General features: G+C 45.8%; 11 protein-coding genes. 5 read left to right on the top strand and 6 right to left on the bottom strand.

Annotated elements, in window-relative coordinates; genetic code table 11:
- Window positions 1-41: 41 nt before the first annotated feature.
- From ACL934_RS11730 to ACL934_RS11715, 4 genes are read right to left on the bottom strand one after another with little or no spacing between them, the layout of a single operon-like run.
- The gene (locus ACL934_RS11730; RefSeq protein ID WP_374073656.1) at window positions 42-782 is read right to left on the bottom strand and encodes an outer membrane beta-barrel domain-containing protein; all 741 of its coding nucleotides are present in this window, start codon (window positions 780-782) and stop codon (window positions 42-44) included.
- Entirely contained in the window at window positions 742-1,020 is a 279-nt protein-coding gene (locus ACL934_RS11725; RefSeq protein ID WP_374073654.1) for a hypothetical protein, read from the bottom strand. The genes ACL934_RS11730 and ACL934_RS11725 overlap by 41 nt, the downstream gene beginning before the upstream one ends.
- Window positions 1,007-2,512, bottom strand: a complete 1,506-nt coding sequence (locus ACL934_RS11720) for a tetratricopeptide repeat protein (protein ID WP_374073652.1) — start codon at window positions 2,510-2,512, stop codon at window positions 1,007-1,009. The genes ACL934_RS11725 and ACL934_RS11720 overlap by 14 nt, the downstream gene beginning before the upstream one ends.
- On the bottom strand, window positions 2,509-3,306 hold the full coding sequence (locus ACL934_RS11715; protein ID WP_374073650.1) for an outer membrane beta-barrel domain-containing protein: 798 nt from the start codon (window positions 3,304-3,306) through the stop codon (window positions 2,509-2,511). The genes ACL934_RS11720 and ACL934_RS11715 overlap by 4 nt, the downstream gene beginning before the upstream one ends.
- A 162-nt stretch (window positions 3,307-3,468) precedes the next feature.
- Here ACL934_RS11715 and ACL934_RS11710 point away from each other — a divergent pair, with 162 nt between their 5' ends.
- Window positions 3,469-5,025 carry a protein kinase domain-containing protein gene (locus tag ACL934_RS11710; protein ID WP_413612268.1) on the top strand — a complete coding sequence of 519 codons (1,557 nt, stop codon included), beginning with the start codon at window positions 3,469-3,471 and terminating at the stop codon, window positions 5,023-5,025.
- Window positions 5,026-5,159: 134 nt separating this feature from the next.
- Window positions 5,160-5,969, top strand: a complete 810-nt coding sequence (locus tag ACL934_RS11705; protein ID WP_374073646.1) for a substrate-binding periplasmic protein — start codon at window positions 5,160-5,162, stop codon at window positions 5,967-5,969.
- Here ACL934_RS11705 and ACL934_RS11700 read toward each other — a convergent pair.
- Both ACL934_RS11700 and ACL934_RS11695 read right to left on the bottom strand, forming a co-directional pair.
- On the bottom strand, window positions 5,933-6,709 hold the full coding sequence (locus ACL934_RS11700; protein WP_374073644.1) for a hypothetical protein: 777 nt from the start codon (window positions 6,707-6,709) through the stop codon (window positions 5,933-5,935). The two genes, ACL934_RS11705 and ACL934_RS11700, sit on opposite strands and share 37 nt — an antisense overlap.
- Window positions 6,706-7,464 carry a DUF4423 domain-containing protein gene (locus ACL934_RS11695; protein ID WP_374073642.1) on the bottom strand — a complete coding sequence of 253 codons (759 nt, stop codon included), beginning with the start codon at window positions 7,462-7,464 and terminating at the stop codon, window positions 6,706-6,708. The genes ACL934_RS11700 and ACL934_RS11695 overlap by 4 nt, the downstream gene beginning before the upstream one ends.
- A gap of 268 nt (window positions 7,465-7,732) precedes the next feature.
- Here ACL934_RS11695 and ACL934_RS11690 point away from each other — a divergent pair, with 268 nt between their 5' ends.
- From ACL934_RS11690 to ACL934_RS11680, 3 genes are read left to right on the top strand one after another with little or no spacing between them, the layout of a single operon-like run.
- Entirely contained in the window at window positions 7,733-7,987 is a 255-nt protein-coding gene (locus tag ACL934_RS11690; protein WP_374073639.1) for a hypothetical protein, read from the top strand.
- Complete coding sequence (locus ACL934_RS11685; protein WP_374073637.1) at window positions 7,980-16,133, top strand: hypothetical protein; 8,154 nt, start codon at window positions 7,980-7,982, stop codon at window positions 16,131-16,133. Before ACL934_RS11690 ends, ACL934_RS11685 begins: the two co-directional genes overlap by 8 nt.
- A 1-nt stretch (window position 16,134) precedes the next feature.
- Window positions 16,135-18,798, top strand: a complete 2,664-nt coding sequence (locus ACL934_RS11680) for a hypothetical protein (protein WP_374073635.1) — start codon at window positions 16,135-16,137, stop codon at window positions 18,796-18,798.
- Window positions 18,799-18,838 lie beyond the last annotated feature (40 nt).

Genomic DNA, 18,838 nt, shown 5'->3' with positions numbered 1-18,838 from the left:
TAGTAGCTTAACATCGATAAAATTGTTTTAAGGTGTTGCTCCTAAAAAAGGTAAGTTACTGCAACATCAAGGCTCTGGCTGATCTGAATCTTTTTATCAAAGTCAGACTCGCTTGGAGTCGGAGCTGCTGATCCCACATCTGCGGAAACAGGGTCCAATGTCTGATACAATAAGAGACGGTAGGACAATCCTACACCAATGTGCTTTTTGACGAAGACTTTGTGGCTGATGCCCGCAGAGGTCCATGGCAAATTTTGGGTGCCAATCTTATGAACCCCGAGATCCGCTTCGATAGAAAAGACTGTAGGGACTACCGTTTCCTTACTGAGGCTCATTTTTCCATACAGGAAAGACCATCTATAAGACGCAGCGATCACGGTTGAAGGGGAGGGAGCTTTTTGAAAATCAAGCTGGGCGGAAGTGCTCTGAAATTGTTCAGAGTAAGAACTGAGCCCTTTGAGTCTGTCTGCATACTTTAAACCCCATGCGGAGTCTTCATTAAAATAGTAAAACAACTGGATGCCCCAAAGAGTATTATTGAAAAACATTTCATCAATCACGGTGCCGGTCATGAATCCCAACTCAAGGCGCCCCGTAAAAGGAATAGAGCGATTTTTTACCGCCATATTGCTGTCTAAAAGAGGAATGACGGATTCAGTCGGAAGCTCGTCAGCTTCGATTTGAATAACTTCGGCCTGTCCACCGCAGGCAATAAAGAACGTGGCCAGTAAAATAAATCTTTTAGTTCCCTTTGAAATCATTGAGTCCGTTTTCCATTTCATTGACAAAATTTTCTCTGACGCGAATCAATTTCTTATAGTTGAAATCGGTCTTTGTATTCAGGTTGCTGACATCCGGTTTTGCCGTGGAACCTGTTACAAGTTCATCTTCAAAGTTCAGTTTGACCCTGCGACTTTTCTTACTTGTTCCTGATGAAGCTTCTTTCTTGGGCTCACTCCAGGCGTTCGTGGACGCCACAAGAATTAGAAGAGGAATAAGAATTAAGTTATTCTTCCACACAACGGTTTACTCCTAAGTATTGATAGTTGCCGATTTCGTCGCGCCAGTACTCACCTTCAAAAGGCCAATACCGATAACCGTTTTTTACGTAGAAATCGCGAGTTTCACTGGCATTGATTTGCGAAGAAGAGTTGTTAATGCGCTTGATATATTCTTTTCTTGCAGCCAATTTTTTGCCGTTAAGAATCTCGTAGCGAAGAAGGCCTATGTCGCCAGTAAAGAAAGCCAGCTCTTGTTCTTTATTGTACAGAGCATATCGCAAGGATTCTCCCGCGCTCTTGCTGCTATTTGCAAGTCGCGAATCCAGAATTTTGACGGCGTATTTGCGCACAGATATGTCTTCTGGGCGATTGAAAGTTTTTAGAATGCGGGTCTTTTCGTCTTGAATTCGTGCTATGTACTCCAATTTGTTTTTAAGAGGAGGTACATCTAAAAGGGATCTCACGATAAACAAGGGCAAACGACCTTTATAGTTTGGTCGCTTTCCGTTTTTGATATCTTTCAAGTATTTCTGAGTTTCTTCGATTTGCGTAAAGTAAAATGCGGGTGTTTCATTTGATTTATTTAAGTCAGAAAGAGTCGAAAAGGCCGAGGTGTAATTCTTCTGAAAATTCTCGAGAGCCTTTTCCGCTTCCTCATTTTGGCAAACGAAGATCAGAATAATAGTGCGAAGGATGAGCGACTCGGGATCATAGAAATTTTCGTAAAAAGGCGTGTGCAAAGTTTGTACTGTGCTCATAGCACTTCGCAACTTCCCAGCACGGAACAAGGCCCAGGTTAATTCCATCTGAGCCTCTCGGAAAAGAGGATGATCCTTTGGAATCTCTCGATAGAGAGTAGCCGCATCATTCCAGCGCTTGGCTTGATAATAAGCACGAGCCAGGGCAACAGCCGCTCGGCCTCGCGGTACATCTGTGATGGGATTCTGAAAGTATTTGTTATAGAGCTTCTCTAAGAAGGGCAAGGCCTGAGCTGTATTATTCTGTTTTAAATATATAAGGGCGGCTGTGTATAAGGCCTCGTCACTGTCCGATTTAAGCTGCAAAGCCTGCTGAACGAATCCTAAAGCCTCATCGAATTTTCCTTCACGCATAAGTGCTTGAGCCATGCGCTTCAGGTAAATGTCCTTGGCAATCTCGTTCAGATTTTGCGCATCGAGTTTTTTCAAGGTGTAGTCCAGTAAACCCGTGTCGTTCAGTTGTTCTGAAATCTCGACAAGATTTTCAAAAGCGGTTTGCGCTGGTTTGGGTGGGGCATTTTGAGCCACGACAATAAACGGAAATGCTGCGGTTTGATAAAGTTTTAGCTTTAGAAAAGATTGAGCCAGATAAAATCGAGCTTTCATTTTTTCTTCCGGCTTACCTTGGGGAGAAAAAATTATTTTATAATACTGATTAGCAGCTTTTCTGTAGTCCTGATTTTTGCTTTGGGATTGAGCCGAAGCAGTTATGCCAGCCAGAAACAGGGTTGAAAGAAGAATACTTTTTTTCATCGGTAGATAGGCTCCGGAAAGAAGTGTCCATAGCTAATAGTCAGAAATAGAGAGTTCGAAGCTTGTTTTTCGCCAAGGTAGTTGTGGGCCTCATAAAATGCCCAATTGAGGTCGAGGCGCAAGGCCGAAGATCTTGAGAGAGAAAAAACGTCGCCTATGCCAATCTGAAAACTCGTGGTTTCTTCATCATCATGAGTGCGGACTTTGCCAAGGCCGATGGTTTGATAGACCTCAAAAGGAATAATGCGGTAGTTTAGCAGGGCGGTTTTTCCGTATATGGAATTGAAATACAGATTGAGTCCGTAAAAAGCCGAAAGAGACACCAAACTTTTCACCGAAAGTTTTTGCACGGATTCCAATTTGTTCACTTCGTCGCGGGCCTGGGAAGTGAAGAGGTAGCCAAAGGCTTCGACGCCCCAGGTTTCCGTAAAATGATAGCTTGCTTTCAGATTAAGACCGATTGTGCGGAAAAAAACGTCGGAAGGAAGAAGTGTAAACCCCGCCCCAAGCTGAACTCTGTTTGTTTTTGGCATGTAGTTCTTTTGAATGGTAGCGAGATCTAAAAAGAAGCTTTCGGATTGAACGGATGTATATTCGACCTTTTGGGTCTTTTGCTTTGGTTCAAAGGATTGTGAGGGGCGACTTTTAAATTCACTGGCTTTTGTTTCTAAAAGTTTTTCTACAAAATCGATGTCTTGTTGTTGTTCAGACTCCGTCGCGTCCTGCGCCGCAGATGTTATCGACACTATTAACAGGAATGCAGAAAGGAGTCTTTGAATACGAAATAGTTTCATAGATGTAACTTCAACAAGTTGCATTTTGTTTGGCAACACCGCCATTGTCTGTGGGGTGTATTATCGTTGCTCACGAATACACAATCTCGCCTAGGCAACACTTTGAGGTCCTAAAACAAACTCCTCTTCGCATGCGATCGGAAAAGCAATTATCTTTGTGTTATGAGGCAAATTGGTTCTTATCAAATACTGAAATCTATCGCGAAAGGTGGAATGGCAGAAGTGTTCCTTGCTAGGTCTGTGTCAAGCGGGTTGGGAAAGTTAGTGGCGCTGAAGAGAACGCTCCCAGACTATTTAGACAGTGAGGAAATGGGGCAGATGTTTTTGGACGAAATGAAAGTCGCTGCCTGTTTGAATCATAGGAATATTGTGCAGACCTTTGACTTCGGCATGGTTCAATCTCAGGCCTACTTCGTTATGGAGTTCATTCACGGTGTTTCTTTGCGTGAACTTGTGGCTTACCTTCGTGACGAAAATGAATACCTCGATCTGGCGATGGTGTTTTACATTATCAAAGAAGTTGCGGAGGGATTGGACTACGCCATCCGCGTACAGGACCCATCAAGCGGTCGCCCATTAAGTCTTGTGCATCGAGACCTCAGTCCGCACAACATCATGATTACCTATAATGGTGAAGTTAAAATCATTGATTTTGGGGTCGCTAAGGCATCTGCTACCCAGCAGACTGTTCATGGTGTTGTGAAGGGAAAGATTGCCTACATGAGCCCTGAGCAGAATAGGGGAGAACCTATTGATCAACGCAGTGATCTGTTCTCTTTAGGGGTCGTTTTCTGGGAACTTTTAACCAATCGGAGATTCTTTTCCGGGCAAAGTGTTCATGAAGTTAAAGAACGTGTTCGTGAATATCGAATAGAAAATCTCAATTTTTCGGAATCTCAAAGGGTTGAGTTCGCAAGAGACATTCTTGCAAAGCTTCTACATCATAAGGTTCAAAAGAGATATCAAGGACCTCGTGATTTAATTAAGGATTTGAACTTTGTCCTCAATCGCGTTTATCCATTCTTTTCATCCGAAGAGTTGGCAGCGCGACTTAAGAATGATTATTTTCAAAAAAAGTTTTTAGATTCAACTGAAGACTTTAAAGTGATGCAGGCATCTAAATTAGAGCCAGAGCTGCTTGTTGAAAAAACTGTTCTCACGGCTAAGAGTCAAAAACCGAAGTTGCCGCCACAGAGGCTGGCGAGTGTGAATAGGTTTCGGGTTGTTAGCGAAAATGCGAGATCACTGAATTTGGGGCGATTATTCTTTGTATTAGTCTTACTGTTTATGGGATGTCTTGCTGCGGTTGCATACAGAGTCTATTTCCCCAATTATAACTGGGATCTTTCAAGTTATAAACAAGTGGTTCAAGAGGTCAGTGAAAAAGTCACTGGGGAAATACGAGGGCAACAAAAAGTTGTTGCAGTCATTCCTCAGCCAGTCACCGTTGTCTTTTCGTCAAATCCTCCTGGGGCTTCTATGCTGATTGATGGACAGTCGCATTCATTAAACATTCCTATTTCAGTAATGATGGAGTTAAGTAAAAACTATCAAATTGATGTCTACAAAGAGGGGTATATCCCTCGCAGCTTTAAGTTTTTACCGACGAAGTCGACCCAATATGAAATTAAACTTGAACGTTTCCCTTTCCTGCGGGTTGCTGCCAATCAGGAGGAGTTTAAAGTTAAAAAAACGACGAGAAGAAAAAGAAAAAAATAACCCAAATGAGTGTACTTCAGCGAATGAAGTACAGAACGCCATGCCTCTTTGCCCGCACAATAAAAATGTATTGTTAGAATCAAGTTGCTAAAAAAGGCGCCGTTCTTTATTTCTAAGAAACAAGGTGGATTCGCTTGAAGTTTCTAATATCTTTAACAATATTTCTGTTTGCTTCCTCTCATGCCTTTGCGGAAAAATCCAAAGACGAGTTTCAAATTATGACGGCGGTCTTCCCGCCATTTAGTTATGTGGACGCTCAGGGGAAACCAGTCGGTCTTATGACAGAAATCGTTGAAGAGCTTCTTGTAGAGTTGAAAAAACAAGGTAAAGCGGAAATGGCTCGTGCGACAATACAAGTCTTTCCTTGGAAGCGCGCTTATAAAATCTCAACGGAGCATCCGAATATCTTGATGTACCCTCTAGGCACGGTTCCAGCGGAACGTGAAAAGCTTTTCACGTGGGTGGGGCCGAAGATGACCCGCAGTATTTGGATTTACGCTTTAAAGGAAAAGGCCCCACAGCTTCAGTTAAAATCAAAAGAAGAGCTTAAAGGAAAAGTTGTCGGTGTGACACGCGGATACTCATGGACGGAAGACCTGCAAAAGTTAGGCGCCGTTATGGATGGAGCTGTCGACGATAAAATTTTGGTCTTAAAACTATTGGGGCGCCGAATGCCTTACATGGCAATTGACGAAGATGTTCTGGATTATATCCAGCGAGAAGTCAGCAAAGAGCATCCCGCATACGCTAAAGTGAAGTTTGAAAAAATAGTCCGTCTTTCAGACCTGGGCTACAGAACCTTTGGAGTCTCTAAGACCAGCGACCCTGAGATTGTTGAGTCTTTACAAAAAGCTTTTCAGGGGGTCGAGAAAAGAGGAGTGATTAAAAAACTCCAAAAGAAATATCCTTATCTGGAATTCACAAAAACAGGACATAGTTTTTGAGGCTGTGCGCCTAGTGAAAGTAACAGATCTAAAGTCGCCATCTTTAGAAACATCCCATCTGGAATGTCGAATGCAGCTCCGTGCAGCGCTTGATAAGGCGTTTGTCCATTACGACAGTATTCAATATCCCACCCAGCGTTGGCAGCGGCCTTGATAAAATCTCTACAGCCTTTCATAGTTGCAGAATGGATGAGGTGATTCAGGGATTTTGTTTTCCTTAAAACGGAAATCCGAAGCTTTCCTAAACTCATCGTCGAGCACATAGCAACCATATCATAGACTAAAGTTATGTCTTGAGACTTTGGCTGAAGCTTCAGCATAAACGCGCTGGAAAGACCATAATCTTTATCGTAAAAACCGGCGACGGGAAGCATCTCATGGAGCACGAGTTGTCGTTTTTGCTCATCGGAAAAATCTTTCCAATATTTTTGAGAAATCACGATTCTTGGAGGAAAAAGTGTGGGGTTGTTAATTGCGCTGACCTCCCTGCCGTTCAGAAACACCGTGGGAGTCGAGAGAACTTCGATAAGGTGGCGGAGGCCCTTAATTTTATTCAATTGAATGAATTCACTCTCTGAAAGAGTCTCGGCCTCTAACATTTGAGTCGTTTCATCCAGAACTTTGTAAAAATCCGCCACGAATCCGTCGCCACCATTAGTTTCCGTACCATTGCGAATGGCGAGGGCGGGTGAGGTATGAATGAGAGATGCAAATAAAAGGACAAGAATAACGTTCTTCATAGAACCACCGGGTAAAGAGCTAAGCTAACGTTGTAGAGTTGATCACGCTTGGTACGTTTTTCTGAAACTTTATTGATTCGCATGCGAGCGCGTTTCAAGATCATTTTAATGCTTGCCAGATCTTTTTCAGAAAGAGGAATTGTGAGTGTACTATTATCGCGAAGCTCAAACGGAATTGTGTCGATAGCGTCTTGGGCTTTCTTTAGGAATTCCTTTTGAAGAGCTTTTCTTTTCTCTGTTGTAAAGGGGATCGGCACTGTTGAGAAGGATTTGTATAGCACGTTAAACTGATCACCTTTGATTTCTACAGCACCTATTTGTGCAAGACGGTTCACGACTTCATTTAACTGAAGAAGAGAAACGTTCAGAGACTCTGCCAAGTCAGGAAGGCTATCGACATTCTTGAACTGTTTAAGATTCAACGCCTCTAAAACATGGATATGTAAAATGTCGAAGTAGTTTTCAAATTCCTGAACGGAAAAAGCCGTCATACCGGATTTTTTTGTCGCTTTGAAAGCGGTACTTCTTCGGATGTCGAGAGCTTCCAGAATTTCCTTTTGGGTCATTGGAGAAATATTGAGTCCGTTGAGAAGCGAACGTGCCGTTGCCTGCGTTGCGACTCTTGTGTTGTTCATAATGCGCAAAAGAGCACCCGCTTCAATGCTAAGGCTTTTTGCGAATGCCCGGAGACTGTATCTGGGGTTTTTATTTCTTCGTTTTTCAAATTCGTTATGTAGAAGAGATGAAAGATCCATGACGGCTATTCATAGTGGAATTTGAGATTTTGTCAAATTACTTTGAATAGCTAGGTATTATTATCATTCTATACGGCAAGAAAAATTGATCGGCTCCTGTTCCCAAAAGAGTTGCTTTTATAAATTGCGAGCAACGGAGACATGATCAACTGATCTTCACTTAAAATTCTGGAAGCAACGATATCTAGTTACAGAGTCACCATAAATCTAAAGAATGGCTTTTGGGGTTCCGAATAAAGTGAGGATTCTTCAACCACAGGTGGATGTTATGGAGCGATTGGTTTGGAGCCTTATATTTTCAGTTTTACTTTCCGGATGTGGATTAGAAGCGTCCATCGAAAATTTGGATTCTATTGCCTCTGATAAAGATTTTAAGCAGGCCCAAAGAAAACAGCCAGATATTTCACAAACAGAGACTGTCACGTCGGCCTCAGGTTATCAAATTCAAGGATCATGGAATGAGCTTTCCCAAGATAAACATCTGGCAAATGGCTATAAAATTGAAGGAGTTTTCTATGAGTAGGCTGTGGAACCGCCATCTTCTATTACTCTTTTTCCTGATCGACCCTTCATGGAGCTTTGCGCAGTCTCACAAAGGTCTTACTTTTCAGGCCTTCGTTAAACAGCCGAATGGATCACCTTTAAGCATTTCAGGTATTCCGATTCAATTGCAAATTTTATCTCCGAACGACTGTATTCTTTACAGTGAAACTCATAATGGAATGAGCGTTAACAATGGTTATTTAAATGTTGTGCTTGGTTCCGGAGTAAGAAGTTCCGGGGATCCAGGTTTGGCTATGAATGCCGTTTTTAATAATAAAGTAACGGTACCAAGCCTTAACTCAACTTCTGGGGGAGTCGGAGACTGTACCTACACTCCATCGGTGGGAGGGCAGGATGCCCGTCGTCTGCGAGTTTATTTCCAAGCGAATGCCGACACAATTGATGCAAACTTCAATATTCGTGCGACGGCCTTTGCGATCGAGTCAGAAAGACTCGAAGGCAAATCTGCAAATGAATTTATTCAAACATCCCCTCTGTTAACCCAGCCTCTTTTGGAAAATTTCTTTTCGACTTTGACGGCTTCGACAAATAAATCTGTCACTTGGAATGGAACAAGCTTTACATCCTATAATCCCGCTGATGGCAGCTCACTGACAAATGTACCTTGGAGTTCCCTGACGGGAGTTCCCTCTCCTCTTTCGGGAATCGCTGGTTTAAATTGTGCTAACAACGAAATCTTAAAGTGGAATGGGACGGCATGGACGTGTGCTGTTGACAGCGCGGGGGTTGGAACAGTGACGGCGGTCAATGCTCAAGCTCCTCTCACGAGCACAGGGGGAGCTGCGCCGACGATTGGATTGTCTGCGGGTTCAACGGCAGGTCAAGCCTTGCGTTGGGACGGAAGCACTTGGGTGGCGCAAAAATTAGATTATTCAACGGATGTGGTGAATTCTAACTCTTTAAGCCCTTGGCCGACAACTTCATGCGCCGCTAATGAGTTCCTTGTGTGGAGTTCCATCACGGACTCATTCACATGTTCGGGTATTCCTGATGCGACAGGCACGCAAAAAGGACTTGTGCAGATAGGGGCAGGTCTTAGTGTTGCGGGCGGAGTCGTTTCATTGAGCACCTCGGGCGTAACGGCGGGGACGTATGGTTCCTCCACGCAAATTCCGCAATTGCAAGTGGATGCGCAGGGAAGAGTTGTGGCTGTCACAAACACGGCTGTCAATGATACGACGAAATTGCCGTTATCGGGAGGAACTCTTTCTGGTGCGATTGATATGGCTGGAAATAATATTCTGTATTCTGGCTTTATCACGATGAATTCCGGAAAATCATTGCATCTTTCCAACAATGCCACGGATCCTGTGGGACTCACAGCCGCCGATAAGGGTAAGTTGTGGTACAACTCCACGGACAATGTGGTGAAGTACTGGGATGGAACCGCGGCGAAGACGTTTATTGCAAAAACCTGTGCGGCCGGTCAGATTCTAAAATATGATGGCAGTGATTGGGTGTGTGGCACTTCGGATATTGGCAACAGTGCGACACTCACTAATGCCAAGCTGTGGATCGGGGATGGTACTAACAAAGCGCAAGAGGTCAGTCTTTCCGGTGATGCGACGGTTTCGAATGCCGGTGTGTTAACTCTTGCGAACTCTGGCGTGACAGCAGGGACGTATTCTAAAGTCACTGTCGATGCCAAGGGACGTGTGACTGTCGGAGCGAACATTGGTTCCTCTGATGTGACAACAGCCTTAGGTTATACTCCACTCAATAAAGCTGGTGATGTCTTGGGCGGGCCTTTGGGGCTTAATGCCGTGACCTCGGATCCTACGGGGCTTACTCCGGCTGATAACGGAAAAGTTTGGTACCGTTCTGACACAAATGAAATCAAATATTGGAATGGTACTGCCGCTGTGGCCTTGGGGGCTGCAGGTTCTGGCATGCAGAGTTTGAATGGACTGAATGGAAGTGCTCAGAGTTTCGCGACAGGAACGGCGGGAACTGATTTTGGTATTTCTTCTTCTGGAACTGTTCATACCTTTAATTTTCCAAGTGCCTCGGGCTCAAATCGTGGTCTTTTGACTTCGACGGACTGGACGACATTTAATTCAAAACTAAGTGCGGTTTCCAATTCCGCGAATTTAGCAGACGCAAAAATTTGGGTCGGTGATGGGACCGGAAAAGCTCAAGAGGTTTCTTTAAGTGGAGATGCGACAGTTGCAAATACGGGAGCTTTGACGATTGGAGCCGGAACTGTCACATCCGGAAAAATTTTAGATGGAACTGTTCTTGGAACGGATTTAAATTTCACGGGCGTTAATACGGCAACATCAGGTATTGCGGTTGTTGATTCTACTGGAAAGTTCTTTAACTTTGCTTGTGCGACGACGGGGCATGTTCCGACATGGACCGTTTCTGGATTTGCGTGCCAAGCACCGACACCTCTTTTGCCTTCATTGAGTGATGGAAAAATCTGGATAGGTGATGGCACAAACGCGGCCGTTGCACAATCAATGTCAGGTGATGCAACGATCAGTAATACAGGCACGGTTACCGTGACAAACGTACGCGTAGACCGTGTCTCTTCAGCGGCGGGACAATATCTATCTTACAAACCTAACGACGTGTCGTGTGCTAACAATGAAGTTTTAAAATGGAATGGCACAGGTTGGATTTGCGGAACTGACAATGCAGGAACTGGAACGGTGACGGGTGTGACAGCAACGTCACCGCTTGCAAGTTCCGGAGGAGCCGCACCTGTTATTTCCATTTCAAATGGTTCAACGACAGGACAAACACTACGTTGGGACGGTTCTGCTTGGGTGGCCGCACAGTTGTCAAACTCAGATGTGACGGGACTTGGAGCTTTAGCTACGAAAAACTCCGTGGATCTTGGAACCGCGGATGCGACAGGAACTTTGGCGGCGGGACGTATGCCGGCACTTACTGGTGACGTAACTTCGACAGCGGGCTCGTTGACAACGACGTTGGCCAACTCCGGTGTGACAGCGGGAACTTATTCTAAAGTCACTGTCGATGCCAAAGGTCGTGTAACAGTTGGAGCGAATATTGGTTCTGCTGACGTCACGACAGCTTTAGGGTACACACCGTTGAATAAAGCGGGCGATGTGATGACCGGCACCATCGGTCTTGGCAGTTATACGAATGCTACAGAAGCGACTCTTGTGGCAGGTTATGGTGCTGGCGACAAAGGTAAAACTTGGTTTAACACCACAACGAATCAAGTAAAGTATTGGGATGGAGCTGGGGCGCAAGCTTTAGGTATTTCGGGGGCTGGTTTGACGTCACTAGGTGGTCAAACGGGTTCTACTCAAACTTTTGCGACAGGAACTTCGGGAACTGCTCCTGCTTGGTCATCAGGATCAAACACTCATACGTTGAATATTCCGATGGCATCCACTGCGGGGACAACAGCGGGTTTATTGAGTAAATCAGACTATGATGCTTTCAATGCAAAACAGGCCGCAGGCAATTATGTGACTGCGTTGACTGGTGACGTGACAGCGTCAGGTCCTGGTTCAGCGGCGGCAACAATTGCAGCGGACGCTGTGACTACTGGAAAAATTTTAGATGGAACTGTTCTTGGAACGGATTTAAATTTCACAGGCGTTAATACGGCAACATCAGGTATTGCGGTTGTTGATTCAACAGGTAAGTTCTATAACTTTGCTTGTGCGACGATGGGGCATGTTCCGACATGGACCGTTTCTGGATTTGCGTGCCAAGCACCGACACCTCTTTTGCCTTCTCTGGCAAGTGGAAAAATTTGGATCGGTGATGGAACAAATGCTGCAGTCGCACAGACGATGTCAGGTGATGCTACAATTTCAACGGCAGGTGCTTTGACTCTTGCGAACTCAGGAGTGACAGCGGGAACTTATTCAAAAGTGACTGTGGATGCAAAAGGGCGTGTAACAGTTGGCGCGAATATCGGTTCCTCTGATGTGACAACGGCCTTAGGGTATACGCCTCTAAATAAAGCCGGCGATGTTATGTCAGGTCTCTTGGGTCTTAGTGGTGTCACGTCAGATCCAACGGGTTTGGTGGCTGCTGACAAAGGTAAAGTTTGGTATCGTACAGATACGAATGAAATCAAATATTGGAACGGCACTGCAGCAGTGGCCTTGGGGGCTGCGGGTTCAGGTTTGCAAAGTTTAAATGGTCTTAGCGGGTCTACACAAACTTTTGCAACGGGTACGACGGGAACAGATTTTAATATTAATTCTTCAGGTTCAGCCCATACATTTAATTTCCCAAGCGCATCTGGGGCAAATCGAGGTCTTTTAACTTCTGCTGATTGGACGGCGTTTAATGCAAAACTTGATGCTGTTTCTAACACTGCAAACTTAGCAAACACAAAAATCTGGGTCGGTGATGGTGCCGGTAAGGCACAAGAAGTTTCCGTGAGTGGGGATGCAACGATTTCTAACACAGGTGCAGTAACAGTAAATAATGTCCGTGTGGATCGTGTGTCTTCAGCAGCGGGACAATATCTATCTTACAAACCTAACAACGTGGCGTGTGCTAACAATGAAGTCTTAAAATGGAATGGCACAAGTTGGATTTGCGGAGTTGATAACGCAGGAACTGGAACGGTGACGGGGGTGACAGCGACAGCGCCGCTTGCAAGTTCTGGAGGGGCCGCACCTGTAATTTCCATTTCAAGTGGTTCAACGACGGGACAAGCGCTTCGTTGGGATGGTTCTGCTTGGGTGGCCGCACAACTTTCAAACTCTGATGTGACGGGGCTGGGCGCTTTAGCGACTAAAAACTCTGTAGATCTTGGTACTGCGGATGCAACAGGTACTCTCGCGGCAGCACGTATGCCAGCACTTACTGGTGACGTGACTTCGACAGCGGGATCTTTAGCGACGACACTAGCAAACTCTGGTGTCACTGCAGGAACTTATTCGAAAGTCACTGTCGATGCGAAAGGTCGTGTGACAGCTGGAGCAAATATTGGTTCCTCTGATGTGACAACAGCTTTAGGTTACACGCCATTGAATAAAGCTGGCGATGTGATGACAGGTACAATCGGTCTTGGCAGTTATACGAATGCCACAGAAGCGACATTGGTTTCGGGTTATGGTGCTGGTGATAAAGGTAAAACTTGGTTTAATACCACAACCAATCAAGTGAAGTATTGGGATGGAGCTGCGGCACAAGCTTTAGGTATTTCGGGAGCAGGCTTAACATCTTTGGGTGGTCAAACGGGTTCAACACAAACGTTTGCGATAGGAACTTCGGGAACTGCTCCTGCTTGGTCTTCGAGTTCAAATACTCATACTCTAAATATACCGATGGCATCCACTGCGGGGACAACAGCGGGTTTATTGAGTAAATCAGACTACGATGCTTTCAATGCAAAACAGGCCGCAGGCAATTATGTGACTGCGTTGACTGGTGACGTGACAGCGTCAGGTCCTGGTTCAGCAGCGGCAACAATTGCAGCGAATGCTGTGACCACTGGAAAAATTTTAGATGGAACTGTTTTAGGTACAGATCTTAACTATACTGGAGTCAATGCAGGAACTTCTGGAATCGTGATCAAAGATAGCACAGGCAAGTTCTTTGATTTCGCCTGTGGCACTGCAGGTCATGTCGCTACTTGGACTGTGTCAGGTTGGGCGTGCCAAGCACCGTCTCCACTTTTACCGTCTTTAGCTAGTGGAAAAATCTGGATCGGTGATGGTACGAATGCCGCTGTCGCACAAACAATGTCGGGTGATGCCACGATTTCAACTGCAGGAGCTTTGACTCTTGCGAACTCTGGGGTCACTGCGGGAACTTATTCAAAAGTGACTGTGGATGCGAAAGGGCGTGTGACCACGGGGGCTAATATTGCGTCTTCGGATGTGACAACGGCTCTGGGGTATACTCCTGTCAATGTCGCTGGTGACACGATGTCGGGTGACTTAACTTTCAGTGGTACCAAAGGTATAAAATTGAAAGACACAAGTGGTCCTGAAAACGTTTATATCAAATCACCTGGAACATTGGGAGCTTCTTATACTTTGACTTTACCAACAGCGGCTCCAGCAGCAGGGCAGACACTTCAGTCTGATGCCTCAGGAAATCTTTCGTGGACGTCAAGTGCTGGTGGTGTCACAAGTGTGACTGCAAGCACTCCACTTTCTTCAAGTGGAGGAGCCACTCCGAATATCACAATCTCTCAGGCCAACACGACAACGGATGGTTATCTAAGTTCAACAGACTGGAATACCTTTAATTCTAAACTGGGAACTTCCGGTGGAACAATGACGGGAATGCTGACGTTGGCAACAGGTACAACGACACTTTCGCCAATGAGAATTCCTGCGGGAACTTTGGTGACAACTCCAGTCAGTGGAAATATTGAAAGTGACGGTTCGAATCTTTATTGGACAAGTAGCACTCCGACTCGTCAAAAGCTTGCAAGTTACACTGGCACTCCTGCGAACGGACAGCTTCTTATCGGGAATGGATCAGAATTTTCTTTAGCCAATATTACCGCGGGTTCCGGAATTACAGTGACGAACTCTGCTGGGGGAATCACTATTGCGTCATCAGGCGGTGGTGGAAGTGTAACGAGTGTCACAAGTGCGAACACGGATATTTCTGTTGCAACGACAACGACGACACCGGTTCTCACTCTAAATTCAGGAACTGGTGCGAATCAAATTGTGAAGTTAAATGGAACTTCACAGCTTCCGGCTGTTGATGGTAGCTTACTGACCTCTCTAAATGCATCGAATCTAGGAAGTGGAACTGTTCCAGCAGCGAGAATGCCAGCTCTAACTGGTGATGTCTCTATGACTGCAGGAACAACCACAACGAGTGTCGATAAAATTAAGGCAAAGAGTGTCGTGCCCGTGGCATATGCTGCAGGTCAACATCTTCGTTATGATGGCACGAACTGGGTGAATGCGCTCGTTGCTCTTTCGACAGATATTACAGGCACATTAGCGGTGGCAAATGGTGGTACGGGGGCTACGACTGCGGCAGCGGCAAGAACGAATTTAGGTCTTGGGACTGCGGCAACTCAAAACACGGGATCAGCTTCTGGCAATGTGCCTTTGATTGGTGTGAGTGGCATTACGAACAATATGATGTGTACTTCAGATGGAACGGGTTCAGTGATTTGTAATACGGCGATTCCGTCAGGGTCTCAGTGGACGACTTCGGGGAGTAACATTTATTATAATACTGGTAACGTCGGCATTGGTACGACGAGTCCGACCTGGTTGTTGTCGCTTTCGAAATCAGACAGCAGTGTCTATGCCTCCTCTTCCGCTTCAGCGAATATGCCGGGTCCTGCTAGTGGAAGCGTAGTTGTTGTGCAGAACTCTAGCGCCACAAGTGGATCGGCCGCTTATTTAGATCTTTGGACAAGAAATGCAGGCAGTTCTTCTAATCATGCTTATATCGGTGGGATTTCAACGAATGCATCCTATGCGCCTAGTATTGTTTTTGGAACGAGTACTGGTGCATCCTCTTATGCAGAGCGCATGCGTATCGACTCCGCGGGTAACGTCGGTATCGGCACGTCCAGCCCCCTGGCGAAACTGCATTTGAAGACCGGCAATCTTTCGGCAAACAATATGTCTATTATTCGTCTTGAAGCGACGGATCCAATCAATGGTGCTGATGCATCCAATTATTGGATTGGTTATTCAGATGATGAGGCCTCAGGCTACACGCGCATGACATTTAGTGCAGTGGATTCCATTGCTGGAGGCGGAGGATACCGCTTTAAGGGTGTTGCGGCAGCTCAGGATGTCGTAATCAGTGCAAACACAGGCAATGTCGGTTTAGGAACCGCTTCGCCAGTTTCAAAACTACAAGTGTCCGGTGGATCTTTGACAACAGCATATTCTGCGATTTCAAGTCTCACTGTCGATTTTTCTACGGCAAACGTTATTTCCACAACAGCCGCTGCAGGAACTTTAGTATTAAACAATATGCAAAATGGAACTAGCTACACGCTCATCGTTCAGAATACGGGTAGTTATACTTTGTCAGGTTCCAGTGTCTCCACCTGGAGATGTGCGCCAGCTTGTTCTGGTGGAGTCATTTCAAATACTTCCGGTCACGTCTTGATCACGATTTTAAAAGCGGGAACGACAGCTTATGTTAGCTATATCTCGGATATGTAAGATGAATATTTTTATTGTTCCATTTTTATTCGGATTCATAAACACAGCGCTGGCAGGAGGTATTCTGCCAACAGGCGCGTGGTCGCAGAAGAATTCGGTGAAGGTGAAGCAGGTTGCATCAGGATTAAATCATACTTGTGCTATTTTGGATAACTCGACGGTGAAATGCTGGGGATACAATTCCAGCGGTCAATTGGGTCAAGGCCATGCAAATAATTTAGGAGATGGTACCGGAGAGATGGGTGATTCACTCCCTGCGGTGAATTTAGGAACGGGTCGAACAGCTGTGCAGATTACGGCGGGTGATTTTTTTTCCTGTGCTCTACTCGATAATGCGACGGTGAAGTGTTGGGGATCTAACAACGATGGCCAACTAGGTCAAGGTCATATGAATCTTATAGGGGATGGTGCTGGAGAGATGGGTGATTCATTACCGGCAATCAATTTAGGAACGGGTCGAACGGCAGTGCAAATCTCCGCGGGTAGCTATCACACCTGTGCTGTTCTCGACAATTCTACAGTGAAGTGTTGGGGATACAATCCTAGCGGTCAATTGGGTCAAGGTCATGTGAATGATTTAGGAGATGGTGCTGGAGAGATGGGTGATTCATTACCGGCAATCAATTTAGGAACGGGTCGAACCGCCGTGCGAATTTCCGCAGGTAGCCTTTATACTTGCGCTCTTCTCGACAATTCTACAGTGAAATGTTGGGGAGCCAATACCAATGGTCAATTAGGTCAAGGTCATACAAATCCCTTAGGAGATGGTGCCGGAGAGATGGGGGATTCGCTTCCCGCTGTGAATTTAGGAACGGGTCGAACAGCAGTGCAAATTTCAACGGGCGGTAGTCACACCTGTGCTCTTCTCGATAATTCGACAGTAAAGTGTTGGGGAGCTAATAACAACGGTCAATTGGGTCAAGGCAATACAACTCAATTAGGAGATGGCGCCGGAGAAATGGGCGATTCATTGCCGACGGTCGATCTGGGCACTGGTCGCACAGCCTTGCAGATTTCCTTCGGTACCAATCATTCGTGCGCGCTTTTGGATAATTCAACAGTGAAGTGCTGGGGATTCAACGGCAATGGTCGATTAGGCCAAGGTCATACGAATATCTTAGGAGATGGTGCTGGAGAAATGGGGGACTCTTTGCCAGCGATCTCCCTAGGAACGGGACGCACCGCTATACAAATTTCCGCAGGTGGTAATCATACATGTGCTTTGTTAGATAACTCTACGTTGAAGTGTTGGGGATATGGCAACTGGGGGCAATTAGGTCAGGGCAATATAAATAATCTAGGCGCCGGCGCCGGAGAAATGGGCGACGCCCTCCCCGCAATCAAATTAGGAAGTTCGCCATCGCGTTTGGTAAAAGCCAAAGACACAAGAATCGGTCCAAGCAAATTTAAGCAGATTGCTATGGGTTTTAATCACACCTGTGCTCTCTTGGATAATTCGACAGTGAAGTGCTGGGGACAAAATACCTATGGTCAGCTCGGTCAAGGTCATACAAATAATTTAGGAGATGGCGCAGGAGAAATGGGTGATTCCTTACCTGCGATCAATTTAGGAACAGGTCGAACAGTCTTGCAAATTTCAGCGGGTGACTTTCATACCTGTGCTCTTTTGGATAATTCCTCTGTGAAGTGTTGGGGGCGCAACGACGCTGGTCAGCTCGGTCAAGGTCATGTGAATAGTTTAGGCGATGGTGTCGGAGAAATGGGTGATTTATTACCTGCAGTCAGTTTAGGGACAGGTCGAACAGCCGTGCAAATTGAAGCAGGAGGTAGTCACACCTGCGCTATTTTGGATAATTCGACGGTGAAGTGCTGGGGACAGAATAGTGTTGGTCAACTTGGTCTAGGCAGCACAAGCAGACGAGGAGACGGCCCCGGCGAAATGGGTGATTCGTTACCTGCAGTCAATTTAGGAACAGGTCGAACAGCAGTGCAAATCTCCATCGGCACGGAGTTCACTTGCGCTCTTTTGGACAATTCCTTGGTGAAGTGTTGGGGATACAATGGCAGTGGTCAACTTGGTCAAGGTAGCATAACCAATTTAGGAGACGGCGCAGGAGAAATGGGTGATTCCTTACCTGCGATCAATTTAGGAACAGGCCGGACAGCAGTGCAAATCTCCGCCGGTAGCGGGCACACGTGTGCTCTTTTGGATAATTCGACGGTGAAATGTTTTGGCAGAAATTCAGAAGGAGAGCTCGGTCAAGGTAATACAACTCAACTAGGAGATGGCGCAGGAGAAATGGGTGACTCTTTGCCTGCGATTAATTTGGGAACGGGGCGGATAGCGGTTCAAATTTCAGCGGGTCTTTACCACACTTGTACTTTATTGGACAATTCGAGCGTGAAGTGTTGGGGTTACAACATCTATGGTCAATTAGGCAAAGGTAATACAAACAATTTAGGAGACGGCGCAGGAGAAATGGGCGATTCGTTAACAGCGATCAGCTCAGGGACAGGTCGAACAGCCGTGCAAATTATAACAAAATGTAATTACAACTGCGCTCTTTTAGATAATTCGACGGTGAAGTGCTGGGGATACAATGCTAACGGAGAACTCGGTCAAGGCCATGTAAACAACCTAGGCGACGGCGCCGGCGAAATGGGCGATGCACTTTCTGCAATCCAACTCGGAACTAGCAAATAAACCTAACTTCGCGAGCAACAGAGTCACGTTTCTGACGTTG

Source organism: Bdellovibrio sp. HCB-110, assembly GCF_047323225.1.
In the GTDB taxonomy this organism is placed as follows: Bacteria; Bdellovibrionota; Bdellovibrionia; order Bdellovibrionales; family Bdellovibrionaceae; genus Bdellovibrio.
This window is presented reverse-complemented; position numbering and strand designations above follow the sequence as displayed.